The sequence below is a fragment of the Antarctobacter albus genome, from assembly GCF_900101505.1.
Classification (GTDB): Bacteria; Pseudomonadota; Alphaproteobacteria; order Rhodobacterales; family Rhodobacteraceae; genus Antarctobacter; species Antarctobacter albus.
The window spans coordinates 200,385-223,561 of the sequence record NZ_FMZI01000010.1 but is presented as its reverse complement, the minus strand read 5'-3'; the positions used below and the strand labels follow the sequence as shown (position 1 = coordinate 223,561).

24 protein-coding genes and 1 pseudogene are annotated in these 23,177 nt (G+C 67.3%); 18 read left to right on the top strand and 7 right to left on the bottom strand.

Translation table 11 applies throughout. The features are described from left to right. From glyA to BLQ71_RS18170, 4 genes and pseudogenes are all read left to right on the top strand, one after another. Positions 1 to 393 (top strand): annotated as a pseudogene (gene glyA / locus BLQ71_RS18185) (serine hydroxymethyltransferase); the annotation flags it as partial. 91 nt (positions 394 to 484) lie between these two features. Next, positions 485 to 1,021, top strand: coding sequence for an RNA 2'-phosphotransferase (locus BLQ71_RS18180; RefSeq protein ID WP_198548556.1), 537 nt, complete (start codon positions 485 to 487; stop codon positions 1,019 to 1,021). 75 nt (positions 1,022 to 1,096) lie between these two features. Beyond that, positions 1,097 to 1,504 (top strand): (R)-mandelonitrile lyase, encoded by a 408-nt coding sequence (locus BLQ71_RS18175; protein ID WP_074622722.1) that lies wholly within the window; start codon positions 1,097 to 1,099, stop codon positions 1,502 to 1,504. A 144-nt stretch (positions 1,505 to 1,648) separates the two neighbouring features. Further along, on the top strand, positions 1,649 to 2,545 hold the full coding sequence (locus tag BLQ71_RS18170) for a DUF817 domain-containing protein (RefSeq protein WP_074622721.1): 897 nt from the start codon (positions 1,649 to 1,651) through the stop codon (positions 2,543 to 2,545). Here BLQ71_RS18170 and BLQ71_RS18165 read toward each other — a convergent pair. From BLQ71_RS18165 to BLQ71_RS18155, 3 genes are read right to left on the bottom strand one after another with little or no spacing between them, the layout of a single operon-like run. Next, entirely contained in the window at positions 2,475 to 3,374 is a 900-nt protein-coding gene (locus BLQ71_RS18165) for an EamA family transporter (protein WP_043141883.1), read from the bottom strand. The two genes, BLQ71_RS18170 and BLQ71_RS18165, sit on opposite strands and share 71 nt — an antisense overlap. Before the next feature lie 57 nt (positions 3,375 to 3,431). After that, on the bottom strand, positions 3,432 to 4,331 hold the full coding sequence (locus tag BLQ71_RS18160; RefSeq protein ID WP_074622720.1) for a fatty acid desaturase: 900 nt from the start codon (positions 4,329 to 4,331) through the stop codon (positions 3,432 to 3,434). Then, positions 4,324 to 4,527: a DUF2061 domain-containing protein gene (locus BLQ71_RS18155; protein ID WP_074622719.1), complete on the bottom strand. Its 204-nt coding sequence runs from the start codon at positions 4,525 to 4,527 to the stop codon at positions 4,324 to 4,326. The genes BLQ71_RS18160 and BLQ71_RS18155 overlap by 8 nt, the downstream gene beginning before the upstream one ends. Positions 4,528 to 4,633: 106 nt before the next feature. On the opposite strand from BLQ71_RS18155, the gene BLQ71_RS18150 reads away from it, so the two are divergent. Continuing rightward, positions 4,634 to 5,497 carry a helix-turn-helix domain-containing protein gene (locus tag BLQ71_RS18150; protein ID WP_074622718.1) on the top strand — a complete coding sequence of 288 codons (864 nt, stop codon included), beginning with the start codon at positions 4,634 to 4,636 and terminating at the stop codon, positions 5,495 to 5,497. A 78-nt stretch (positions 5,498 to 5,575) separates the two neighbouring features. Beyond that, on the top strand, positions 5,576 to 6,301 hold the full coding sequence (locus tag BLQ71_RS18145; RefSeq protein WP_133066169.1) for a hypothetical protein: 726 nt from the start codon (positions 5,576 to 5,578) through the stop codon (positions 6,299 to 6,301). A 22-nt stretch (positions 6,302 to 6,323) separates the two neighbouring features. On the opposite strand, the gene BLQ71_RS18140 is transcribed toward BLQ71_RS18145, so the two are convergent. After that, the gene (locus tag BLQ71_RS18140; protein WP_074622716.1) at positions 6,324 to 7,370 is read right to left on the bottom strand and encodes an aldo/keto reductase; all 1,047 of its coding nucleotides are present in this window, start codon (positions 7,368 to 7,370) and stop codon (positions 6,324 to 6,326) included. Positions 7,371 to 7,519: 149 nt separating this feature from the next. Here BLQ71_RS18140 and BLQ71_RS18135 point away from each other — a divergent pair, with 149 nt between their 5' ends. Beyond that, entirely contained in the window at positions 7,520 to 8,122 is a 603-nt protein-coding gene (locus BLQ71_RS18135; RefSeq protein WP_229754789.1) for an ImuA family protein, read from the top strand. Between the two features lie 79 nt (positions 8,123 to 8,201). Then, positions 8,202 to 9,437 (top strand): MFS transporter, encoded by a 1,236-nt coding sequence (locus BLQ71_RS18130; protein ID WP_043141871.1) that lies wholly within the window; start codon positions 8,202 to 8,204, stop codon positions 9,435 to 9,437. Here BLQ71_RS18130 and BLQ71_RS18125 read toward each other — a convergent pair. Continuing rightward, a complete protein-coding gene (locus BLQ71_RS18125) occupies positions 9,425 to 10,702 on the bottom strand; it encodes an MFS transporter (RefSeq protein WP_043141869.1) in 1,278 nt (425 codons plus the stop codon). The genes BLQ71_RS18130 and BLQ71_RS18125 overlap by 13 nt on opposite strands. 189 nt (positions 10,703 to 10,891) lie before the next feature. On the opposite strand from BLQ71_RS18125, the gene metG reads away from it, so the two are divergent. The 3 genes from metG (at position 10,892) to truB (ending at position 14,259) form a co-directional block, all read left to right on the top strand. After that, positions 10,892 to 12,604 carry a methionine--tRNA ligase gene (metG, locus tag BLQ71_RS18120; protein ID WP_074622715.1) on the top strand — a complete coding sequence of 571 codons (1,713 nt, stop codon included), beginning with the start codon at positions 10,892 to 10,894 and terminating at the stop codon, positions 12,602 to 12,604. 12 nt (positions 12,605 to 12,616) lie between these two features. Continuing rightward, on the top strand, positions 12,617 to 13,213 hold the full coding sequence (locus BLQ71_RS18115) for a hypothetical protein (RefSeq protein ID WP_043141865.1): 597 nt from the start codon (positions 12,617 to 12,619) through the stop codon (positions 13,211 to 13,213). A gap of 134 nt (positions 13,214 to 13,347) precedes the next feature. After that, a complete protein-coding gene (gene truB / locus BLQ71_RS18110; protein ID WP_074622713.1) occupies positions 13,348 to 14,259 on the top strand; it encodes a tRNA pseudouridine(55) synthase TruB in 912 nt (303 codons plus the stop codon). A 101-nt stretch (positions 14,260 to 14,360) separates the two neighbouring features. On the opposite strand, the gene BLQ71_RS18105 is transcribed toward truB, so the two are convergent. Both BLQ71_RS18105 and BLQ71_RS18100 read right to left on the bottom strand, forming a co-directional pair. Continuing rightward, positions 14,361 to 15,191: an alpha/beta fold hydrolase gene (locus tag BLQ71_RS18105; RefSeq protein WP_043141861.1), complete on the bottom strand. Its 831-nt coding sequence runs from the start codon at positions 15,189 to 15,191 to the stop codon at positions 14,361 to 14,363. After that, entirely contained in the window at positions 15,191 to 15,868 is a 678-nt protein-coding gene (locus tag BLQ71_RS18100) for a haloacid dehalogenase type II (protein ID WP_074622712.1), read from the bottom strand. Before BLQ71_RS18100 ends, BLQ71_RS18105 begins: the two co-directional genes overlap by 1 nt. Before the next feature lie 212 nt (positions 15,869 to 16,080). On the opposite strand from BLQ71_RS18100, the gene BLQ71_RS18095 reads away from it, so the two are divergent. The 7 genes from BLQ71_RS18095 to BLQ71_RS18065 all read left to right on the top strand — a co-directional run bounded on the left by BLQ71_RS18095 (position 16,081) and on the right by BLQ71_RS18065 (position 23,157). Continuing rightward, positions 16,081 to 16,509 (top strand): FKBP-type peptidyl-prolyl cis-trans isomerase, encoded by a 429-nt coding sequence (locus BLQ71_RS18095; RefSeq protein ID WP_043141858.1) that lies wholly within the window; start codon positions 16,081 to 16,083, stop codon positions 16,507 to 16,509. Positions 16,510 to 16,587: 78 nt separating this feature from the next. Then, a complete protein-coding gene (locus BLQ71_RS18090; protein WP_074622711.1) occupies positions 16,588 to 17,694 on the top strand; it encodes a hypothetical protein in 1,107 nt (368 codons plus the stop codon). A 63-nt stretch (positions 17,695 to 17,757) separates the two neighbouring features. Then, a complete protein-coding gene (gene pcaD, locus BLQ71_RS18085) occupies positions 17,758 to 18,549 on the top strand; it encodes a 3-oxoadipate enol-lactonase (RefSeq protein WP_074622710.1) in 792 nt (263 codons plus the stop codon). Between the two features lies 1 nt (position 18,550). After that, positions 18,551 to 19,267: an alpha/beta fold hydrolase gene (locus tag BLQ71_RS18080; RefSeq protein ID WP_074622709.1), complete on the top strand. Its 717-nt coding sequence runs from the start codon at positions 18,551 to 18,553 to the stop codon at positions 19,265 to 19,267. 11 nt (positions 19,268 to 19,278) lie between these two features. After that, positions 19,279 to 20,610, top strand: coding sequence for a lyase family protein (locus BLQ71_RS18075; RefSeq protein ID WP_074622708.1), 1,332 nt, complete (start codon positions 19,279 to 19,281; stop codon positions 20,608 to 20,610). Positions 20,611 to 20,723: 113 nt separating this feature from the next. Continuing rightward, entirely contained in the window at positions 20,724 to 21,812 is a 1,089-nt protein-coding gene (locus BLQ71_RS18070; RefSeq protein ID WP_074622707.1) for an alcohol dehydrogenase catalytic domain-containing protein, read from the top strand. A 109-nt stretch (positions 21,813 to 21,921) separates the two neighbouring features. Continuing rightward, on the top strand, positions 21,922 to 23,157 hold the full coding sequence (locus BLQ71_RS18065; protein WP_074622706.1) for a mandelate racemase/muconate lactonizing enzyme family protein: 1,236 nt from the start codon (positions 21,922 to 21,924) through the stop codon (positions 23,155 to 23,157). The last annotated feature ends 20 nt before the right edge of the window (positions 23,158 to 23,177 follow it).

Genomic DNA, 23,177 nt, shown 5'->3' with positions numbered 1-23,177 from the left:
CAGGCGCTCAGCGACCAGCTGATCAAGGGCGGCCTGGACACGGTCACGCATGGCACCGACACGCATGTGGTGCTGGTCGACCTGCGGCCCAAGGGCGTCAAGGGCAACGCCACCGAAAAGGCCCTGGGCCGGGCGCATATCACCTGCAACAAGAACGGCGTGCCCTTCGATCCGGAAAAGCCGACGGTGACCAGCGGCATCCGCCTCGGCAGCCCGGCGGGCACCACCCGCGGCTTCGGCGAGGCCGAGTTCCGCCAGATCGCGGACTGGATCATCGAGGTCGTCGACGGCCTGGCCGCTAACGGCGAGGACAACAACGCCGCGGTCGAGGAAAAGGTCAAGGCTGAGGTCGACGCCCTCTGCAAACGGTTCCCGATCTACCCCGAGCTCTGAACGCGCACGCAGGCCGGGGATCACCCCGCCGCCCCCAAGGTCAGGAAAACCGCCGTGGACTTCTCCACGGCGGTTTTTCATATCCATGGGCATGGCAAACGACCGCGACATATCGAAATTCCTCTCCTACGTGCTGCGCCACGCCCCGCAGGAGATCGGGCTCACGCTCGACGCGGGCGGCTGGGCGACGATCGACGACCTGCTGGACCGCGCGCCCATGCCCCTCACCCGCGCGCGGCTGGAGCAGGTCGTCGCCGCCTCCGACAAACAGCGCTTCGCGCTCTCCCCGGATGGCAGCCGCATCCGTGCCAACCAGGGCCACTCGATCCCGGTCGATCTGGGCCTGACGCCGCTCGCCCCGCCCGAAACGCTCTATCACGGCACCCATCCCGGCGCGCTCGACGCGATCCTGGCCGAGGGTCTGCGCCCCATGTCCCGCCATCACGTACACCTGTCACCGGACGTCGAGACCGCCAAAAAGGTCGGCGCCCGCCGCGGCAAGCCGGTCATCCTTGCCGTCGCCGCCGGAGAGATGGGCCGCAGCGGCACGCTGTTCTTCCGGTCGCTGAACGGTGTCTGGCTTGTGGACCATGTCCCGCCCACACGCCTCGAACGCCTGCCGGACTGAGACCATCCGCCCGGGCTTCCCCCGCACCCGGAATCGCCTAGGGTGGGCATGTCGCCAACAACCACGAGGCCCACCATGCAGATCCACCGCGCCGGTTCCCGCCCTTCCGTCACGCCGAACCCCGACTATTTCACCGGCACCGTCCGCTTCGATCCCGTCATCGCGGCGCCGGACCCGGCCCGCGTCCACGCCCTGATCGTCACCTTCGAACCGGGCGCCCGCACCGCCTGGCACACCCACCCGCTGGGCCAGACCCTGCACATCCTCTCCGGCCTCTGCCTTGCGCAGAAAGAGGGCGACCCGGTGCAGGAACTCCGCCCCGGCGACACGGTCTGGTTCGCCCCCGGCGAGAAACACTGGCACGGCGCCGCCCCCGATGTCGCCATGTCCCATCTCGCCATCCAGGAGGCCCAGGACGGCGGCGCCGCCGACTGGCTGGAAAAGGTCACGGACGCCGATTACAGCGGCCCCCGCGCCCCCTGACGACCACCCCTGGCTTCTTCTTGGCCAAAATACACCCGGGGGAGTCGACCGAAGGGAGACGGGGGCAGCGCCCCCGCTCCCCAGCAGCCAAAAGGTCAGGCATCCCTGACTGGCGTGCCCTCCCCCAAGGGGCCACAAGACGCCATGATCACGACCAGACGCCTCGAACGCGCGCTCGGGGATTTCACCCGCGCGCATCTCCCCACCGGCCTTGCCGATCTCCTGATGTTCCTGCTCAAGCAGGGCTGGGCCTGCCTCTTCGGCTTCCTGATGCTGGGCGGGCTGATCCTGTCGGACCGCATCTGGCAGGACGACTGGGCACTTCATCGCTACGACGGGCTCTTCCTCTATGCCCTCACCCTGCAGCTCTCCTTCCTTGCGCTGAAACTCGAAACCCTGACCGAGGCCAGGGTCATCCTGCTATTCCACCTCACCGGCACGGCGATGGAACTGTTCAAGGTAAACGCAGGAAGCTGGGCCTATCCCGAGGACGCGCTTCTGAAGATCCACGGCGTGCCGCTCTTCTCCGGCTTCATGTACGCGGCGGTCGGCAGCTACATGGCTCGGGTCATCCGCATCTTCGACATGAATTTCGCGCCCTACCCGCCGTTCTGGACCAGCGTGGCGCTGGCCGTGGCGATCTACGTCAATTTCTTCGCCCACCACTACCTGCCCGACGCGCGCTATGTCCTGATGGCCGCCACGGTGCTGCTCTTCGCCCGCACCCGCGTCTGGTTCACGATCAACCGTACCCGCCGCTGGATGCCGCTGCCCGTGGCCGCTTTCCTCACCTCGATCTTCCTCTGGATCGCCGAGAACGTGGGCACGAATACCAACACATGGCTCTACAAGGGCCAGACCACCCTCGACCTCGTGCACCTGTCCAAGATGGGCTCGTGGTATCTTCTGCTTTACGTCAGCTTCACAACCGTGACGCTGGTCCTGCGCGACGCGCTCTCGCGCGCGCCGCTCACAGCCCCAGCACAAGCACCAGGATCGAGGCCGTCAGCACCGCAATCCCCAGCACCTCCCGCCGCGTGACGGTTTCGCGAAAGAACAGGACCGAGGCCGCCAGCGACAGGATCAGCTCCACCTGGCCCAGCGCGTAGACATAGGCCGCCTTCTGCAGCGTGAAGGCGGTGAACCAACCCATTGTTCCGGCCATCGAGGTCAGCCCCAGCCAGACCGCCCGGCCTCGCGCGGCCCAGACGGCGGCAATCTGCCCCGGCTCGCGCCAGCGCAGCCAGAACGCCATGCCCAGGGTCTGCATGGCCGTCACGCAGACCAGCGACAGGGCCGCGCGCAGCACCGGGTCCTCGCTGGGCACTTCCAGCGTCGTGGCGCGATAGCCCACGCCCGCGACCGCAAAGAAAAAGCCCGACCCGACGCCCAGCAGCACCGCGCGACTGCGCAGCCCGCGCCACAGCCCCGCCGCATCCGGCGTCTTGGACAGCATCAGCACGCCCACCAGCCCGATCCCGATCGCCAGCCAGCCAAGTGGAGAGATCGCCTCGCCCAAAAGGACGAACCCCATCAGCGCGGTCTGGATGACCTCGGTCTTCTTGAAGGTGATGCCCACGGCGAAATTGCGCTCGCGGAAGGCAAGGACCACCAGCACCGTTGCCAGGATCTGCCCCAGCCCGCCGACCACCGCCCAGGGCCAGAATGCAGGCGCGGGCATGGGCAGGCTGGTCCCGGTCAGGCCCAGGTACAGCAGCAGCACCACCAGTCCCGCCGGCATGGCATAGGCAAACCGCGCAAAGGTGCTGCCCGTGGCGCTGATGTCGCCCGTCGCCAACAGCTTGTGCAGCATGAAACGCGCGGTCTGAAAGGTGGCCGCGCAAAGGGTGGCAATGATCCAGAGGTCCATGCCGCCATTAGCGGCAGCGGGCCGGCAGGTGCAAGCGCAACCCGCCCCGGGACAGGGTCAGCCCCGCGGCCAGAGCGGATGCGGCACCGGGTCCTTGGCACGCAGGAAATAGCGCCGGAACACCTCGGCGTAAGAACGATAGCGGTAGTCGCCGTTGCGCGACAGGTAGCGCTGCGGGTTCCGGCGGTACATCACCGGCAGCCGATACCAGGGCACCATCGCGTGCATGTGGTGCACCACATGCAGGTTGTTGTTGAGAAAGATCAGCGCCAGCGGCCCGCGATCCTCGATGATCACCGTCCGCCCCCGCGCATCCTCATGCGCGCGGTGCTCCAGGAAGGTGCGGATCTTCAGGATCGACAGCGCCGCATAGGTGCTGAGCAGGAAGGCCCAGGCCGGCATCCGCCCCAGCGCCAGCATCCACCAGACCACTACACCCACCGCCGGCACATGCAGCGCCCACCCCAGCAGCACCCGCCGGTCCCCGCGCCTCACCGCGCGCAGGTCCGACAGGGCAAAGGCCAGTGTCCCCAGCAAGGGCCCCAGCAACATCCGCCCTGCCAGCGTGTTGTTCACCCGCATCACCATCCGCGCCGCGCGCGGCAGGCGGTGCCAGACCTTGGGGTCCAGGAAATTGCTCTCGGGGTCGTCGTAGGGATCGGTCAGGATCGAGTCCCGGTGATGCGCCAGGTGCGTGTCCTTGAACCGCAGGTAGGGCACCACCAGCGACAGCGCCGGAAACACCAGCGCCCCGTTCCAGAGCCGCGACCGGAACGGATGCCCGTGCAGCATCTCATGCGTCAGGGAGGAATGCAGCGCCGCACCCAGCGTCACCAGGACCATGCCCAGCGGCAGCCAGGCCGCCGCCGCCCATGTCGTCCCCAGCGCCCAGAGAGCATAACACGCTGCCAATAACGTCAGTGTCGGCCATTCCAGCCCGCGCAGCCGCTCAGACATGCCGGCCCCAGCGGATACCCGACCAGACGCGCTCGTAGACCAGGTAGGACAGAAAGCCGATCACGGCGTTCACCACCGCCATCCCGCCCCCGACCGCCAATGAGCCGGTAAAGGCCAGGCCCACCCCCGCCATCGACACCAGTCCCAATGCCGTCCACAGGACGGATTTCACAAGCGTGCGCGCCCGCGTTTCCATAAAACCTCCGAATGTTCTGAACTCGGGGCCAAGGTAACGGCCGCGTGAGCGGGGTGGCATCCTGTCTATGGTTCACATTTCTCGCGTTATGTGATAAAAATCACCAATGAGCAAAATTATCGACAAGCGGGTGCGCGCGGACCTGCTGCGCAAACGGCTGACAGAGGCGATGCAGCGGGCCGGGTCGAACCAGACCGCGCTGGCACGGGCCGTGGGCGTCGACCGCTCGACCATCTCGCAACTGCTCAAGGACACCGGCGCGCGCCTGCCCAATGCCCAGCTTGTCGGCTCCTGCGCGCAGGCGCTCGGCGTGTCGTCGGACTGGCTCCTGGGCCTCTCGGATCGACCGGAATCCGCCGCCGACCTGCTGGCCACCTCCCTGACCCTGACAGAGGCGCCCCGGGCGCTGGTGGACGAACAGATCTTCCGCTGGCACCGCGAGGCGGAGGGCTACAAGATCCGCCACGTTCCCGCCGCGCTGCCCGACATGCTCAAGACGCGCGCGGTGCTGGAATGGGAATACGGGCCGCATCTGGGCCGCACCACCGAACAGGCGATCAACGCGTCCGAGGACCGGCTGGACTGGATGCGCGCCTCCAAATCCGACTATGAAATCGCCCTGCCCCTCTACGAGGTCGAGAGCTTCGCCGAAGGCGTGGGCTATTACGCCGGCATCCCGGCCGACATTCGCCGCGTGCAACTGGCGCAACTGGCGGACCTCAGCGCCACGCTCTACCCCCGGCTGAGGATCTATCTCTTTGATGCCCGACGGCTCTACTCGGCGCCGGTCACAGTCTTCGGGCCGCTTCTGGCGGTGCTCTACATGGGCCGCAACTACCTGGCCTTCCGCGACACCGAACGCGTGACCGCCATCACCCGTCATTTCGACCACCTGGTGAAAGAGGCCAGCATCACCGCCCGCGCCCTGCCCGACCACGTCAGGGCGCTGGAGGCAAAGGTGAGGGGATAGGGGCAACACCCCGGCCCGAAGTCCGCCAGCACCATATTTCCGCCGCATTCAACATTACCCTGAAGGGGCGCAAACGGGTTGAACGATGTCCTGCCTTTTGCGCGGCCCAGGTCTTTGAAAAAGACGTTCCAGGAAAGTTGGGAAGGCAGAATGCGAAAGGCCCCTCATCCAGACACCCCATCAGCCGGCGCGGATTGTGACGGGTCCGCCGATCCGGATCTTCTGGCAATTCGAACGATGCTGGACCAGCATGAGGACACGCAATCACCGTCGGAACAAGCGGCCCGGCAAAGGCGTCGCCGGCGCATCATCCCTCAAGGATCAGCTGCGCAGGATCATGCGCCTGCGGTCGCGGCACGGGTCCAGCCGTCCGAACGCACCGGCAAAAAAGGACCTCCGCTGCAATGGCTCCGCACGCGGGCCCGGGCTTTCCTGCGGCGCCCGGACGCGCCGAGGATCCTCTCGCTTCTGCTCCTGCTGACGCTTGTCATCCTGAAACCGGGCTTCGTGGTCTTTCTTGCGGTGATGAGCCTCGTGGCCGCGCTCGCGCTCTACTTTTCCATTGGCCCCGACCGCGTCCAGGCCTGGGTTGTCGGCCGCTACGACCGCCTGCGCGACCGCGACCCGGATGCCGCGGACCGGCTGCGCAAACGTGCGGCCGCCGCCAGCAAATGGCTTGCGGTAGTGATCGACAAGCTGCCCGAAAGCTGGACTGCGGGACTTTACCTTCCGGATTTCGACACCCCGGCAGAGCCGCATGCCAAGTTGGAACGCGATCCCTTCGAGCGGCTGGCCCGGCAATGACGCGCCGCCCGGAGGGGCCGTCTCAATAGGGCATCGGATGCGCCTTGTGGACCTCGTCCAGGCGCGCCAGCAGGTCGTCGGAGAGCACCAGGTCGCTGGCCCCCAGCAGGTGGTCCAGCTGCTCCATCGTGGTCGCGCCAAAGATCGAGGACGCCACGAAAGGCCGCCGCGCCGACCAGGCCAGCGCCATGTGCACCGGGTCCAGGTCAAACTCCCGCGCCACGCCAAGATAGGCCTCGACCGCCTCGAAGACACGCGGGCTCAGCCGCCCGCCCATCGTCTCGTTCAGCGACATGCGCGAGCCCTCGGGCACCGCGCCGCCCTGGTACTTGCCGGTCAGGAACCCGGCGCCCAGCGGCGAGAAGGGCAGCAGGCCCACGTCCTCGTAGACCATCAGTTCCGCAAGGTCGGTGTCCGCCAGCCGGCAGAGCAGCGAGTATTCGTTCTGGATCGAGGCCACGCGCGGCCCACCCACGCGCTCCGCCGCCTCCAGCCACAGCGCCGTGCCCCAGGCGCTTTCGTTCGACAGGCCAAAGGCGCGGATCGTGCCCCGCTCGACCTCGGCCTGCAACGCGCCCAGGCAATCCTCCATGTCCGCCACCACCTGCGCGCGGGTCCAGCCCGATTGCGAGGGGTCATAGCGCCAGTTCTTGCGGAACATGTAACTGCCCCGGTTCGGCCAGTGGAACTGGTAGAGGTCGATGTAATCGGTCTTGAGGCGCTTGAGCGAGGCCTCGACCGTGTCACGGATCGTCTTCGAGGTGATCGGCGCCCCGTCGCGCGCCATGCTGCCCTCGCCGGAATGCTTGGTGGCCAGGATCCATTCGGATCGGCGGCCAGAGGCGGCGTTCCAGTCGCCGATGATTTCCTCTGTCCGGCCATAGGTTTCGGCCCGGACCGGGTTCACCGGGTACATTTCGGCGGTGTCCATGAAATTGATCCCGGCCTCCAGCGCCCTGTCGATCTGGCGGTGGGCCTCTGCGGGCGGGGTCTGGTTGCCGAAGGTCATCGTGCCCAGGCACAGTTCGGACACCATCAGGCCGGTGCGGCCCAGCGGGTTCATCTTCATGGGAAAGGCCCTTGTCTGAAATCGTCGGTCGGGCGCCAAGATGACAGGCCCAGCCGGGATGGCAAGGGGCACCGGTCCCGGCGCATTTCCGTCGGGCAATCCGAACTCCACGCTTGAGAACAAAATGAGAACACGCTAATCTTGCCCCCATGACGATGGCCTCTGCCCTGCTCACGCGCCGCCCCCATGCGCCGCCCCCCGCTCTGGTTCTGTGGCGTGACATCCTGCTGCCGCATGCCCGCGTGCACGAACTCTGCGGTCAGGCCCGGCGCACGCTGGCGCTGCATGTCGCGGCACAGACGGGCGGGCCGGTGATCTGGATCACCCGCCGCCACAGCCCGGATCAGCTCAACCCCTGCGGCATGCAGGCGATCCTGCCCCCGGGAGAGGTGATCTTCGTCGCCACCGACCGCCCCGTCGACAGCCTCTGGGCGATGGAAGAGGCGCTGCGCAGCGGCGCTGCGCCACTGGTGGTCGGGGACCTGGCAGAGCCGCCCCCCATGACCCCTGTGCGCCGGCTGCACCTTGCGGCAGAGGCCGGGGCGGGCATGGGGCACTGCCGTCCGCTGGGGCTGATCCTGACGCCGGGCGCGGGCGGCGCGCCGGGGGTCGAAACGCGGTTTCGCTGCGATCCCGTCCATGCGCAGGACCAGACCGCCTGGCGCATAGACCGGCTGCGCGCCCGGATGCAGCCGCCCCGGACATGGCGTCTGGAGGCGGGAAAGCTGCACGACTGGCCCACCCCCGGCTGAGCGGAGGCCACGGCCGAAACGACAAGAATATGTCGCGAAGCCACCTGACTTCTGCCGCCCGAGCGGGCAGAAACACGACATGCGCCTGTTCATCTCCTTTGCCTCGCTCTTTCTTTCGGTCATCCTGCTACAGCTTTCCTCGGGCAGCGTCGGCCCGCTCGACGCGCTGTCCGGGCTGGCGCTGGACTTCACGACCACGCAGATCGGCCTCTTGGGCTCGGCGCATTTCGCCGGGTTCTTCATCGGCTGCTGGTGGGCGCCGCGCCTCATGGGATCGGTGGGCCATTCACGCGCCTTCGCCGCCTTCACCGCCCTAGGCACCATCGGCATCCTGGGCCACGTCCTGGTCGAAAACCCCTATGCCTGGGCCACGCTGCGGATCGGCCAGGGGCTCTGCGTGGCGGGCTGTTACACGGTGATCGAGGCCTGGCTGCACGCCAAGGTCACGAACGAGACCCGGGGCCGCGCCACCGGCGCCTATCGCCTCGCCGACCTCGGCGCCTCGCTGAGCGCGCAGCTGATGATCTCGATCCTGCCGCCGGCGCATTACGTCAGCTACACGCTGCTGGCGCTGCTCTGCACCGCCGCCCTGCTGCCGCTGACGCTGAGCCGCCTGCGCCCGCCGGAAACCCCCGATGCCCCGCGCCTGACCCCGGGCCTGGCCTGGGCGCGTTCACCGCTGGCGGTGGCTGGGGTGCTGGTGGCCGCGCTGTCCAGTTCCTCGTTCCGGATGGTTGGCCCGCTCTACGGCACCGGCGTCGGGCTGGAGACCGCGCAAATCGCGTTCTTCCTGGCCTCCTTCGTGGCGGGCGGGGCGCTGGCGCAATACCCGGTCGGCTGGCTGGCCGACCGCTATGACCGGCGCTGGGTGCTGGTCTGGCTGTCGGTCGCGGCCATCGCCAGTTGCACGCTGACCGCGCTGGCCACCGGCCTGCCCACCCTCGGGATCATGCTGACCGCCGCCATCTTCGGCCTGACCACCTTTCCGATCTTCTCGATCGCCGCCGCGCACGCGCATGACTTTGCCGCCAGCGACGAACGCATCGCGCTTTCGGCGGCGCTGATGTTCTGGTTCGCCGTCGGCGCCATCGCCGCGCCCTGGTTCGCCTCGGCCCTGATCGAGCTTTACGGCCCGCCCGCGCTCTTTGTCATGATCGCGGCGGGGCACGCGCTGCTGGTGGTCTTCGGGCTGGTCCGGATGCGCAAGCGCCGCGCCACGGAAACCCGCACCCGCTACATCTACACGCCCCGCTCGACCTTCCTTGTGGGCCGCCTGCTGTCGGGCATCCGCGAACGCTCCAATCAGGAGGACTGAGCCTCCGCCCGCTCGTCCTCTGCCTCTGCCTCGGCCTGGTCGATGGCCCAGGCGCTGGCCGCTTCCAGCGCCACCGGGGACGAGGTCGGCAGGATGCCGAGGTAGCTGTCGGTCTCGTCCACCGGGACACCGGCCCGCTGCGTCATGCGGTACAGCGCGTACAGCCCGATGGCACCAAAGGTGCCGGACATGAACAGCCAGAAGGCCCCGGGCCCAAAGACCTGCATCGCCCAGCCCGTCGCCAGCGGCCCCGCGATGGCCCCCAGTCCAAAGGTGAACACCAGCCCGCCCGAGGCCGCCGCCATGTCCTCGGCATCGAGAAAGTCGTTGGTATAGGCCAGGAACAGCGCATACAGCGGCGCCGACACGCCGCCTGCGAAAAAGGCCGCGCCGGTCAGCAGCCAGAACCCGCCACCGGAGAACCAGCCGGCCACGGCGGCAACCCCGCCGATCACCGCCGCCCCGAAAATCAGCTTGCGCCGGTCCACCCGGTCCGACAGCCAGCCGATGGGGTATTGCAGGAACAACGCCCCTGCAAAGAGCGTCGCGATGAAGGTTGCGATCTGGTTCGTGCTCAGCCCGATCTCGGTGCCATAGACCGCCCCCATGCCGGATTGCGTCGCATAGACCGTGCCCAGCAGGAAGATCCCGACCGTCCCCAGGGGCGAGCTGACAAAGAGCCGGTGCAGTGGCATCGGCCGCGCCACCTCTGCCGCCGGCACCGGCACCGCCGACAGCAGGATCGGCGCAAAGGAGATGGACACTAGGATCGAGGCACCGATGAACAGCACCGAGGTCGCCGCATCCCCCAGCGTCAGCAGCCCCTGCGCCCCGATCAACCCCAGCGTCTGCGCGATCATGTAGGCCGACAGAACCTTGCCGCGGGTCTCGTTGGTGGCGGCATTGTTCAGCCAGCTTTCGGCGGTGACATAGACCCCCGACATGCAGAACCCGACGACGATCCGCAGCACCGTCCAGACCCAGGGATCGGCGGCCAGCGGAAAGGCGATCAGCCCCGCCGACATGAAGCTGCCCAGCGCCGCAAAGACCCGGACATGGCCCACCCGGCGGATCAGCTTGGGTGTCAGCTGCGCGCCCGACAGGAACCCCACGAAATAGCCCGAGGTGACAATGGCCAGTTCCGCCGCCGAAAACCCCTCGATCCCGCCGCGCAGGCCGATCAGGGTGAAATGCATGCCATTGCCCAGCATGATCAGGACAATGCCGACAAGCAGGGCCCAGACCCCTGAAATCACCGAGTTCATGCGATGTCCTTTCGTGCTGTGCGGGATGGCGGTTCCGCTCCGCGCCGCCTCGCACGCGGCAGGCCGCGCTTCCTGTGCCGCACCGCCGTCTTTCGGCCCGTTTGCGACAAAGCGGGGGCGCCCTCTGGTCCTCGGGCCTCTTGGCCGCTAAACCGGGCGCAAACCCCGCATCTGACAGAAGCGCACATCATGGCCCGACACCTTATCACCTCTGCCATTCCCTACATCAATGGCATCAAGCACCTGGGCAATCTCGTCGGCTCGCAATTGCCCGCCGACCTCTATGCCCGCTACCTGCGCGCCCGCGGACACGAGGTGCTGTATCTCTGTGCGACCGACGAACATGGCACCCCCGCCGAACTGGCCGCCGCAAAGGCGGGCAAGCCGGTGGCCGAATACTGCGCCGAAATGTGGGAAGTGCAGTCAAAGCTGGCCGAGGGCTTCCGGCTGTCGTTCGACCACTTCGGGCGCTCCTCGTCCGAACAGAACCGCAAGCTGACCCAGCATTTCGCCAAGGTGCTGGACGACAACGGGTTGATCCGCGAAGTGTCCGAGACCCAGATGTACTCCAAGGCGGACGGCCGCTTCCTGCCTGACCGCTACATCGAGGGCACCTGCCCCAACTGCGGCTTCGACTCGGCGCGCGGCGACCAGTGCGACAATTGCACGAAACAGCTCGACCCGGTCGACCTCATCAACCCGCATTCGACGATCTCCGGCTCGACCGACCTGGAAATGCGCGAGACGAAACACCTGTATCTGCGCCAATCCGCGATGAAGGACCAGATCGAGGAATGGATCGACACCCGTGTCGGCTGGCCCGTCCTGACCACCTCGATCGCCAAGAAATGGCTGAACGATGGCGACGGTTTGCAGGACCGTGGCATCACCCGGGACCTCGACTGGGGCGTGCCGGTGCAAAAGGGCGACGAGCCGTGGCCCGGCATGGAGGGCAAGGTCTTTTACGTCTGGTTCGACGCACCCATCGAATACATCGCCTGCGGGCAGGAATGGGTCGACGCGGGCAAGGGCGACAACTGGGAACGCTGGTGGCGCACCGACAAGGGCGCCGAGGATGTCCGCTACACCCAGTTCATGGGCAAGGACAACGTCCCCTTCCACACCCTGTCCTTCCCGGTGACGATCCTGGGCTCCGGCGAGCCCTGGAAGCTGGTCGATTACATCAAGTCGTTCAACTACCTGAACTACGATGGCGGCCAGTTCAGCACCTCGCGCGGGCGCGGTGTCTTCATGGATCAGGCGCTGGACATCCTGCCCGCCGACTACTGGCGCTGGTGGCTGCTGAGCCACGTCCCCGAAACCTCGGACAGCGAATTCACCTGGGAGAGCTTCCAGTCCGGCGTGAACAAGGACCTCGCCGACGTGCTGGGCAACTTCGCCAGCCGCGTGACCAAGTTCTGTCGCTCCAAGTTTTCCGAGGCTGTCCCCGAGGGCGGCACACCTGGCGCGGCCGAGGCAAAGCTGATCGCCGACCTGACCGCCAAGGTCCGCGAATACGAAACCCATATGGAGGCCATCGAGATCCGCAAGGCGGCGGCCGCCCTGCGCGCCGCATGGGTCCTGGGCAACGAATACCTGCAAGAGGTCGCCCCCTGGACCACCTTCAAGACGGACCCGGAACAGGCCGCCATGCAGATCCGGCTGGCTCTGAACCTGATCCGGCTCTACGCGGTGATCTCGGCGCCCTTCATCCCCGACGCCTGCGCCGAGCTGCTCAAGGCGATGCACGCCGAAGACGCCGACTGGCCCGATGACGTCGAGGCGGCTCTGACCGCCCTGCCCGTGGGTCATGCCTTCGACGTGCCAGACGTGACCTTCCGCAAGATCACCGATGCCGAACGCGAGGAATGGCAGGAACGCTTCGCCGGGGTGCGAGGCTGAAGAGTGCAAGTTTTGGGCGTCGCTGACGCGCTTGGCCTGATCCTTGACTGGGTCGGGCAAAAGGAGGTTTTGCCTGCGTCCCCGCCCCGCCCGGACTTGCCCGCCGCGCTGCCGAGCGTCATTGCTGTATCGGATGCCTTGGGGCCGGATTTCTGTAGCATAGGCTGCCACAACAACACCTTGCTGAACGTTCAGGACCGAATCTGGCGACCAGAAGACATGCGGCCAGATGCCAAGGGCGTGCTCCCGCTGATCACAGAAAACCAGTCGGTCTGGCAATTGGGCTTTGTCCACTCGGCACCGGAGCAGGTGTTGGTGAAAGGCGACTGGCTGTACGGCGACGATGACCTGCAGCCAGAGGATTGGTGCCCGTTGAGCATGACCAGCGAGGACGCGCTCATCCTTGCTGTCTTGATCAACGGTTTTTTCGGGCTCTTCACGCGTTTCGAAACGCGTGAAGAGCCGGATTTCGAAATCCGGCCAGCCGATTGCCCGGTGTTGCTCTGGTCACATCAGGCCCTCGGGATCGAATGGCCCGGGTTCTGGACAGATTCCGACCGCAGGCGGCTGCATTTCGGCGGGTTCGGCCAAACATTGATCCGGGTCTGAACACTGTACCCGAGCGCGGGCAAGCGCGTTCGAACGCGCTTGGACAAGGCGCTTCGCAGCGCCTTGCGGCCCGAGGGCTTGACCGCCGCGCGAGGGGTTGCTACCTCGCGCGCCTCACCGCACAGGGGCAGCATATGGCACGCAAGCGCAAGGGACGCGACATTTCCGGTTGGCTGATCGTGGACAAGCCCGCGGGCCTGACCTCGACCGCCGTGGTCAACAAGGTCCGCTGGGCGCTGGACGCCAAAAAGGCCGGTCATGCCGGCACGCTCGATCCCGAGGCCACCGGCGTGCTGGCCGTGGCCCTGGGCGAGGCGACCAAGACCGTCCCCTACATCACCGACGCGCTGAAGGCGTACCGCTTTACCGTGCGTTTCGGACAGGCCACAAACACCGACGACGCCGAGGGCGAGGTGATCGCCACTTCCGAGGCGCGCCCCTCGGATGACGAGATCAAGGAGGCGCTGCACGGGTTCGTCGGAGAGATCATGCAGGTGCCGCCGCAGTTCTCGGCAGTCAAGATCGACGGCGAACGCGCCTACAAGCGCGCCCGCGACGGCGAGGAGATGGAGATCGAGGCCCGCCCGCTCTGGGTCGAGGAACTGGTGCTGACCGACCGCCCCGACCCGGACACCGCCGTTCTGGAAATGACCTGCGGCAAGGGCGGCTACGTCCGTTCCATTGCCCGCGACCTGGGCAAGGTTCTGGGCTGTCACGGCCATGTCGTCACCCTGCGCCGCCTCTGGTCCGGCCCCTTCGAGGCCGAGCAGGGCATCACGCTGGACCAGATCGACGCGCTGGCCCGCACGCCGGAACTGGACGCCCACCTGCTGCCGCTGGAGGTCGGGCTGGCCGACCTGCCCGAGCTGAAATGCACCGCCCAGGGGGCCGCGCGTCTGCGCAACGGCAACCCCGGCATGGTGGTGCCGGGCGACGTGGACTACGGCGACGAGGCCTGGGCCAGTTTCGAGGGCAAACCGCTGGCGGTGGGCCGCTTCAAGGCGGGAGAACTGCACCCCAGCCGGGTCTTCAACCTGGCCGACTGACGGGCAAACGCGAACACGCCTTGCGGGGCGGGTTAACGGATTCTTGCCGCTTTGTACAAAACGCTGGAAACGGCGTACAAAACGTACGTTTTGTACAAAACTCAGACGTTCCGGCGCAGCCGCGCCAGCCAGCCTTGCAGGGCCTCCAGCGCCTCGGGTTCGTCGAGGAAGGGGATATGCCCGCGCCCCTTGACCTCTGTCGCGATCATGTCGGGCCGCCGCCGGCGCATCTCGGCAAAACACTCGGGCGTCAGCAGGTCGGAATTCTCGCCACGCATCGCGCACAGCGGCAACCCCTCCAGCGCGTCGAAAAGCGGCCAGAGATCCGGCGCGGGCTGCGCGCCGCCCCCCAGCACCGCGTCGCGCAACTTGGGGTCATAGGTCAGCTCAAGCCCCTGATCCGTCTGGACAAAAAGCCGCTCCGCCTCTTCCATCCAGCGCGCCTCGGAGACGCCGACAAAGCCGGTCATGACCTCGGCGCGCCGCTGCGCCACCTCGGCCAGGGTCTTTTGCGGCGGCTTGCGCCCAAGGTAGCCCTCGATCACCTTCAGCCCCGGCCCGGCGATCTCTGGCCCGATGTCGTTCAGCGCCACGCCCAGCAGTCGGGCCTTCGCCGTCGCCGCCAGCACCATCGCGATCAACCCGCCGCGCGAAGTGCCCAGAATCGCAGCCTTTTCCAGCCCCAGGTGATCCAGAAGCTCCAGCGCATCGCGCCCCTCGACCGGGATCTGGTAGGTCTCGTGCGGTGCCCAGTCCGACTGTCCGCGCCCGCGGTAATCCAGCCGGATCAGCCGCACGCCTTCCAGGTGCGGGGCGACGAAATCGAAATCGCGCCCGTTCCGCGTCAACCCCGCAAGGCAGAGCAGCGGCAGCCCCTCCCCCTCATCGCGGTAGAACAGGGAAATCCCGTCGGAGGTCTGGAGTTTCGGCATCACACAAGTTCCGGAATGGTGGTCAGGTCGGTCAGGACGTGTTTCGGCCGGGCCATCAGGCGGTCCATCGGCAGGCCCATGCGGTTCACCCAGGCGGTTTCGAACCCGTAGGCCGCCGCCCCCGCAGCATCCCAACCGTTCGAGGAGACGAACAGCACCTCTTCGGACGCGCAGCCGAATTCGGCCCCGACGAGGTCATAGACCACGCGGGCCGGTTTGAAGATGCCCACCTGTTCGACCGACAGCACCGCGTGCAGGAATTCCCCGATACAGGCGCTGTCCACCGCGCCGTCCAGCATGTCGCGGTTGCCATTCGACAGGATCGCCGTGCTCAGCCCCTTGGCCTTCAGCTGCGCCAGCATCTTCGGCACTTCCCGGTAGGCGGGCAGTTCCCAGTAGAGCGCTAGCAGCCGTTCGCGCAGCTCCATGTCATCGAGGCCGGCACGGTCCATCGCCCAATCCAGCCCGTCCTTGGTCACTTGCCAGAAGGGAACGTAATCACCTGTTACCGCGCGCAGCCAGCTGTATTCCAGCTGTTTCGCGCGCCAGTCGGCAGCCAGTTGCGGCCAGACCTCTGCCAGGGCCCCGCGCCCCGGTTCCTCTGCCGCGACCCGCGCCGCGGCGGCGACGTCGAACAGCGTGCCATAGGCATCGAACACGCAAACCTTGATCGCCATTGACCGCATCCCCCTTCGCAACCGGCGTCACCCTGACACGGGCCGGGACGCTGGAAAACCCCGATCCGAGCGTCTTTTACACGGTTTTGGGCCGTTCTGACCCAAGAAGCCGGTTTGCAAACCCGTGCAGGCGCGCGTAGGCTGTGCCAAATCCGAGCACCCGGGACGGACCCGGCCTCACCCAATCACCCCCTGACAGACAGAGGTTTCCCATGACGCAGGTCAAGACCGGCGACACCGTGCGCATTCATTACACCGGCACGCTCACCGATGGCTCCACCTTCGATTCCAGCCAGGGCCGCGACCCGCTGGAATTCACCGTCGGCTCGGGCCAGATCATTCCCGGTCTCGACAAGGCGATCCCGGGCATGGAAGTGGGCGACAAGAAGACCGTCCAGGTTCCCGCCGAGGACGCCTACGGCGAAACCAACCCCGAGGCGCGCCAGGACGTGCCGCGCGCCGAGATCCCCGACGACATCCCGCTGGACCTCGGCACTCAGCTGCAAGTGCAGGCACAGGGCGGCCAGGTGCTGCCGGTGACCGTCGTCGCCGTGACCGAAGAGGTGGTGACGCTGGACGCCAACCACCCGTTGGCCGGCAAGGACCTGACCTTCGACATCGAACTGGTCGAGATCGCCTGAGCCTTCAGGAAATCATTGCGCCGGGGGCCTGTCCCCCGGCATTCTGGGCCTGTCGTTTTCAACAGACAGGCCCTTTTCATGTCCGCTTTGCTTCGCGCCCTCGCTGCCCTCACCTGCCTGACCCTCGCCGCCCCTGCCTGGGCGGGCGAATGGACCCGGCTGGACCCCGCGGGGTTCGGCGATTGCAACCTGCGGTTCGACGGGGTGATCGAACCCGGCGATTTGATGCGCGCCACCCAAGAGGACGTGCTGGGCGGTTTCAACGCCCGCATCTGCCTGAACAGTCCCGGCGGCTCGCTGGCGGAGGTGCTGAATTTTCTCAAGGCCGCCAACGGCGACACGGGCGGGTTCTTTTTCGGCACCCGCGTTCAGACAGGCGACGAATGCCTGTCCTCCTGCGCGATCCTCTTTATGTTCGGCCAGGCCTTTGGCGCCAACAGCCCCTACCCCAGCCGCCAGCTGGAACCGGGCGCGCGGCTGGGCTTTCACTCTCCCTTCATCCGCGACGGTGCCAATCCCGCCGCCTCCGACGCCGAGGTCTTTCGCGTGGCCCTGCAGGTCGCCAAGCTGCTGGCCGACAGTTCCTACAAGGCGCTGACCGCCTCCGGCCCGGCACTGCCGCCCGAACTTCTGGCCATTGTCCTGGGCACGCCCTCGGCCGACATGCGCTATGTCGACACGATCGCCGAGGCCAAGCTGATGAACATCGAACTGACCGAAGACCTAGAATACAGCACCGTCTTTCCCGACACCCGCGCGAGTTTCGACCAGATCTACCGTCGCATCTGCATAAGCACCCACACGCTGACCTACCGCCAGCATTTCGTGCGCGAAGGCTATGACTTTGCCGATCTGGTCGCCCGCACGGCGGACCCGACCTACCAGGGCGCCGATTACGCCATCCATGTCAGGGAGCGCGATCCGGCCCAGGGCAGCAGCCCCGAACGCCGCCGCGCCCTGCTGACCGGGCCAAGCTACAGCGTCCCCGGCTGGTTCAGCGCCGGTGCGCAGCAGTACTGCCGCGTCGACCTGTCAGTCGAACCGGCGCCGGGCGGGCTGCGCGTGATCTCCTATTCCGTCGATTTCGGCGCCGCCATCAGTGCCGACCTCACCCGCATCCCCGAATGGCGGGGCGAGGTGCAGGTGACACGCGGCGGCCTGCGCCCTCTGGACACCCGGTACTGAGCACGCCCCCTTCCGGTCCCCTGCCCCACACGCTAAACCATGCGCCAAAGGGAGGCACGACCCATGCAGATGGCTCAAATCGGCGATCTTCGCCTGCACTACAGCGTCACCGGTCCCGAGGATGGCACGCCCGTCGTCTTTGCCAACTCGCTGGGTACGGATTTCCGGCTCTGGGACGAGGTGCTGCCGCTCCTTCCCGCCGGCCTGCGCATCCTGCGCTATGACAAGCGCGGGCACGGGCTGTCGGATACGCCTTCCGGTCCCTACAGCATGGGCGCGCTTATCACCGACGTGGAACGGCTGATGGATCACACGGGCTTTTCCAACGCGATCTTCGTCGGCCTGTCGATCGGCGGCATGATCGCCCAGGGGCTTGCGGCCAAGCGGCTGGACCTGGTGCGCGCAATGGTGTTGTCGAACACCGCCGCCAAGATCGGCACCCGCGACATGTGGGCGGACCGGATCGAGGCGGTCAGGACCGGCGGACTGGACAGCATCGTCGGCCCGACGATGGACCGATGGTTCTCGAAACCCTTCCACGCCGCCGAAGACTTCCCCGGCTGGCGCAACATGTTCCTGCGCACCCCCGCAGAGGGCTGGACCGGCTGTGCCGCCGCCATCGCGGGCACGGATTTCCTGTCGTCAACCAGTGGCTTGCGCCTGCCCACGCTGGCCATCGCCGGGTCCGAGGACGGATCGACGCCGCCCGACCTGGTGTTCGAGACCGCCGACCTGATCCCCGGCGCGCAAAAGGAACTGATCCGCGGGGCAGGCCACCTGCCCTGTGTCGAGAAACCCGGTGAATACGCCGCGCTCCTGACCGCCTTCCTCAAGGCGCAGGGCGCGGCGGGCTGACATGGCGCGTTTCCTGCTGATCCACGGCGCTTCGCACGGGGCCTGGTGCTGGCGCGACGTGTTGCCCGCGCTGGAGGCCCACGGCCACGAGGTCATCGCCATCGATCTGCCGTCACACGGCGACGACGGGACGCCGGTGGGCGACGTGACGCTCGACCTTTACGCGCAAACCATCATCCGCCACCTGACCGCGCCAACGATCCTGGTCGGGCACTCGATGGCCGGTTTCCCCATCACCCGCGCCGCAGAACTGGCGCCCGAGATGATCGCGCGCCTCGTCTATCTCTGCGCACACACGCCCTGGCCCGGCAAGACCATGTCCGAGATGCGCTTTCTCGGCGCAACGCAGCCGCTGGTTGCCGCCATTCGCGTCTCTGACGATGGGTTGTCGCACAGATTCGACCCGGACATGGCACCGGGCCTCTTCTACCAGGATTGCCCGCCAGAGACGGTGGACTATGCCCTGCCGCGGCTCACCCCGCAGGCGCAGGCACCCGGTAAGACCGTGGTCGAACTGACCGCGAATTCGCAGGACAAGCCGCGCAGCTACATCCTCTGCCGCAAGGACGGGGCGATCCCGCCCGACCTGCAGGAAAAGCTCGCCGCCCGTTTCGCGCCCGGCGAGGTCTACGAACTGGACAGCGGCCATTCGCCCTTCTTCTCCATGCCCGGACGGCTGGCCGACCTGCTCGACCGAATCGCCGCCAAGACCCCCTGACAGGACAGCCCATGCCCGCAACGCCCTTTGACAGCGCCCACCTGCACCGCCTCTTTCCCACCGGGGACACCGCGCGGCTGTTTTCCGACAGCGCCGAGATCCGCGCCATGATGCTGGTCGAGGCAGCGCTTGCGCAGGCGCAGGCGGCACAGGGCGTCATCCCCGAAACCGCCGCCGCCGCGATCCAGCGGGCCAGCCTGGAATGCCAGATCGACCCGGCCCAGCTGGCCGAGGCCACGGGCCAGAACGGCGTCACGACCCCCGCTTTCGTCGCCGCCTTTCGCCAGGCGATGAGCGCGCCAGAACATGCGCAATACCTGCACTGGGGCGCCACCTCGCAGGACATCCAGGACACCGGGCTGATGTTGCGCCTGCGCCAGGCCCTTGCCCAGCAAGAGGACCGTCTGCGCGCCACCTTGACCGCGCTGGCCCGGCTGGCCAGCGATCACGCCGAAACCCCGATGGCTGCGCGCACCTATGGTCAGCACGCCACGCCCACCAGCTTTGGCGCGCAGGCCGCCGCCTGGGGCTGGCCCCTGATCGAGGCGCTGGAGGCCCTGCCGACCCTGCGGGCCCAGGCCCTGCGCGTCTCGCTGTCGGGTGCCGCCGGCACCGCCTCGGCCCTTGGTCCCGATCCGGCAGCCCTGCGCGCGGAAATGGCGGAAAAGCTGGGCCTGGCCGACCCCGGCCACAGCTGGCACAGCTACCGCACCCCGATCCTGACCATCGCCGACTGGTTCACCCGCACCGCGCTTGCATTCGGCAAACTGGGAGAGGACCTAATGCTGGCCACGCAAAGCGGCATCGCCGAGGTCCGCCTTGGCGGCTCTGGCGCCTCGTCGACCATGCCGCAGAAACAGAACCCCGTGGCGCCTTCGGCCCTGGTCGCGCTGGCACGCCACGCACAGGGGCTGAACGCCACGCTGCAGGGGGCGGCCCTGCACCGGCAACAACGCGACGGCGCGGCATGGTTCACCGAATGGCTGTGCCTGCCGCAACTGGTGCTCTCCGCCGCGGCCGCCGCGACGCAGGCACAATCGCTGGCAGAAAGCCTCACCCCGGATGCAGAGGCCATGAAGGCGACCCTGGACGCCACCGGCGGGCTTCTCATGGCAGAGGCGCTGTCCTTTGCCCTGGCGCGGACCATGCCCCGGCCAGAAGCACAAGCCGCCTCCAAGGTGCTGTGCACGCAGGCACGCGACAGCAGTCAGCCGCTGGAACAGATCGCCCGCGCCGCGCACCCCGACCTGTCTGCAGACCTGTTCGACCCCGTCCACCAGATGGGCACCGCACCGGACGAGGCCCGCGCCTTTGCCGCCAGAGTCACCAGCCTGGCAAGCTGACCCGACCTGCCGTCACGTCACGCAATGCAAGCGACACCACCAATGTCGCTTTCGGAACAGCCGCCCGCTTGTCTGCCCGCGCACCCTGCCCGGAAGACACCGGGGAGGAACCCATGACACGCATCCGCGCGGCGGTCTGCACCGCGTTCGACGCGCCCCTGCAGATCGAAGAGCTCGACCTCCGCGCCCCCGGCGCCGGAGAGATCGAGGTCACGCTGGAGGCCGTCGCCATCTGCCATTCCGACATTTCCTATGCCACCGGCGCCTGGGGCGGCGCACTTCCGGCGGTCTACGGCCATGAGGCGGCGGGCCGCATCACCGCCCTAGGCGAGGGCATCAGCGGCTTGCAGACCGGCGATCGTGTCGTCGTCACGCTGATCCGCGCCTGCGGCACCTGCCTTACCTGTGCTTCGGGCCGCCCGACCATCTGTATCGGCGACCGTGATACCACGCCCGTCCTCACACGGCCCGACGGCACAGAGGTCATGTCGGCCATGTTCTGCGGCGCCTTTGCCGAAAAGGTCGTCGTCGATCAAAGCCAGGTTGTCGTCCTGCCCGACGACATGCCCCCCGAGGCCGTCTGCCTGCTGGCCTGCGGCGTGATCACCGGCATCGGCGCGGTCATCAACGCCGGCAAGATGCGCCCGGGCGACGACGTGGTGGTGATCGGCGCGGGCGGCGTGGGCCTGAACGCGATACAGGGCGCGCATATCGGCGGCGCCCGCCGCATCGTCGCCGTGGACATGAGCGAGGAAAAGCTGGACATCGCCCGCGCCTTCGGCGCCACAGACGGGATCCTTGCCACGCAGGACGCGCCCTGGGAGGCAGCCCACACAGCCCTGGGCCGGGGCGCCGACGTGGTCGCCGTGACCGTGGGCGCGATCCCCGCCTATGAACAGGCCATGCGCTACCTCGGCTGGGGCGGACGCATGGTGATGATCGGAATGCCGCATTCCGGCGCGATGGCCACCTATGAACCCGTCGTGCCCGCCTTCATGGGCCAGGAAATGATTGGCTCGAAAATGGGCGACGTGGTGATCCAGCGCGACATTCCCTGGATGGCGGACCTCTACCGGCAAGGCCGGCTGAAGCTCGACGAGCTGGTGTCGGGCCGCTGGCGCCTCGACCAGATCAACGAGGCCATCGCCGACACGATGACGGGCGGCGCCCGTCGCAACGTGATCCTCTTCGACAGCCATTGACCCCGGCGCCACGCCCGCTGTTTCTTTGGGCTGAAAATACTCTCGGGGGAGTCGACCAGGGGGAGACGGGGGCAGAGCCCCCATCCCCCGCAAGCCAAAGGGACAGGCCATGAAACTCCAGGACCTCGACGTGATCGTCACCGCCCCACCCGCGCCGGGCTGGGGCGGGCGCTACTGGATCCTCGTCAAGCTGACCACCAACGACGGCATCACCGGCTGGGGCGAATGCTATGCCGCCTCGGTCGGGCCGGAGGCGATGCGCGCCGTCATCGAAGATGTCTTTGCCCGCTATTTCCAGGGCGAAAACCCCGAGAACATCGAACGCATGTTCCGCCGCACCTATTCCTCTGGCTTTACCCAGCGCCCGGACCTGACGGTCATGGGGGCCTTTTCCAGCCTGGAAATCGCCTGCTGGGACATCCTGGGCAAGGCGCGCAACCGCCCGGTCTGGGCGTTGATCGGCGGCATGATGAACGAACGGGTGCGCGCCTATACCTATCTCTACCCGCTTCCGCAGCACCGGATGGACGACTTCTGGACCTCGCCCGAACTGGCGGCTGAATCGGCCATCGACTGTGTCGAGCGCGGCTTTACCGCGGTGAAATTCGATCCTGCCGGCCCCTACACGATGCGTGGCGGACACCAGCCGGGTATGCGCGACATCGCCATGTCCGTCGCCTTCTGCAAGGCCATCCGCGAGGCGGTGGGCGACCGGGCCGACCTGCTGTTCGGCACCCACGGCCAGTTCACCACCGCAGGCGCCATCCGCCTGGGACAGGCGATCGAACCCTACCTGCCGCTCTGGTTCGAGGAACCGGTGCCGCCGGACAACCTGCTGGAATTCGCCGAGGTGGCCCGCGCGGTGCGCGTACCCGTCGCCACCGGCGAACGCCTGACCACCCGCGCCGAATTCGCCACGCTTCTGCGCAGCGGCGGGGCGAAGATCCTGCAACCGGCGCTGGGCCGGGCAGGCGGCATCTGGGAGATGCGCAAGCTGGCCGCGATGGCCGAGAGTTTCAACGCGGAAATGGCGCCGCATCTCTATGCCGGTCCGATCGAATGGGCGGCCAATATCCAGCTTGCGGTCTCGATCCCCAACCTGTTGCTTGCCGAAACGATCGAGACTCCGTTCCACGCGGCGCTCATCAAGAACACGATATCGCTTGACAACGGTTTCATCCCCGCGCCCACCGCCCCCGGTCTGGGCATCGAAGTGGACGAGGATCTGGCCCGCGCGCACCCCTACACCGGGGGCGATCTGCACCTGCAGATGCAGGACGCGCCCTGCGATTACGCCCTTGGCAATGCCTTCCAGGGAGGCGCGCCGCCCCTGACCGAATCATGATCTGGTCTTTCCCGAACGGA

Coding starts and splice junctions, on each gene's coding strand:
- BLQ71_RS18095 (WP_043141858.1), top strand. CDS start 16,081: ATGACGCAGGTCAAGACCGGCGACACCGTGCGCATTCATTACACCGGC.
- BLQ71_RS18165 (WP_043141883.1), bottom strand. CDS start 3,374: ATGGACCTCTGGATCATTGCCACCCTTTGCGCGGCCACCTTTCAGACC.
- BLQ71_RS18150 (WP_074622718.1), top strand. CDS start 4,634: ATGAGCAAAATTATCGACAAGCGGGTGCGCGCGGACCTGCTGCGCAAA.
- BLQ71_RS18155 (WP_074622719.1), bottom strand. CDS start 4,527: ATGGAAACGCGGGCGCGCACGCTTGTGAAATCCGTCCTGTGGACGGCA.
- BLQ71_RS18090 (WP_074622711.1), top strand. CDS start 16,588: ATGTCCGCTTTGCTTCGCGCCCTCGCTGCCCTCACCTGCCTGACCCTC.
- BLQ71_RS18140 (WP_074622716.1), bottom strand. CDS start 7,370: ATGAAGATGAACCCGCTGGGCCGCACCGGCCTGATGGTGTCCGAACTG.
- BLQ71_RS18135 (WP_229754789.1), top strand. CDS start 7,520: ATGACGATGGCCTCTGCCCTGCTCACGCGCCGCCCCCATGCGCCGCCC.
- BLQ71_RS18080 (WP_074622709.1), top strand. CDS start 18,551: ATGGCGCGTTTCCTGCTGATCCACGGCGCTTCGCACGGGGCCTGGTGC.
- BLQ71_RS18065 (WP_074622706.1), top strand. CDS start 21,922: ATGAAACTCCAGGACCTCGACGTGATCGTCACCGCCCCACCCGCGCCG.
- metG (WP_074622715.1), top strand. CDS start 10,892: ATGGCCCGACACCTTATCACCTCTGCCATTCCCTACATCAATGGCATC.
- BLQ71_RS18125 (WP_043141869.1), bottom strand. CDS start 10,702: ATGAACTCGGTGATTTCAGGGGTCTGGGCCCTGCTTGTCGGCATTGTC.
- BLQ71_RS18105 (WP_043141861.1), bottom strand. CDS start 15,191: ATGCCGAAACTCCAGACCTCCGACGGGATTTCCCTGTTCTACCGCGAT.
- truB (WP_074622713.1), top strand. CDS start 13,348: ATGGCACGCAAGCGCAAGGGACGCGACATTTCCGGTTGGCTGATCGTG.
- BLQ71_RS18075 (WP_074622708.1), top strand. CDS start 19,279: ATGCCCGCAACGCCCTTTGACAGCGCCCACCTGCACCGCCTCTTTCCC.
- BLQ71_RS18180 (WP_198548556.1), top strand. CDS start 485: ATGGCAAACGACCGCGACATATCGAAATTCCTCTCCTACGTGCTGCGC.
- BLQ71_RS18175 (WP_074622722.1), top strand. CDS start 1,097: ATGCAGATCCACCGCGCCGGTTCCCGCCCTTCCGTCACGCCGAACCCC.
- BLQ71_RS18170 (WP_074622721.1), top strand. CDS start 1,649: ATGATCACGACCAGACGCCTCGAACGCGCGCTCGGGGATTTCACCCGC.
- BLQ71_RS18100 (WP_074622712.1), bottom strand. CDS start 15,868: ATGGCGATCAAGGTTTGCGTGTTCGATGCCTATGGCACGCTGTTCGAC.
- BLQ71_RS18130 (WP_043141871.1), top strand. CDS start 8,202: ATGCGCCTGTTCATCTCCTTTGCCTCGCTCTTTCTTTCGGTCATCCTG.
- BLQ71_RS18070 (WP_074622707.1), top strand. CDS start 20,724: ATGACACGCATCCGCGCGGCGGTCTGCACCGCGTTCGACGCGCCCCTG.
- pcaD (WP_074622710.1), top strand. CDS start 17,758: ATGCAGATGGCTCAAATCGGCGATCTTCGCCTGCACTACAGCGTCACC.
- BLQ71_RS18160 (WP_074622720.1), bottom strand. CDS start 4,331: ATGTCTGAGCGGCTGCGCGGGCTGGAATGGCCGACACTGACGTTATTG.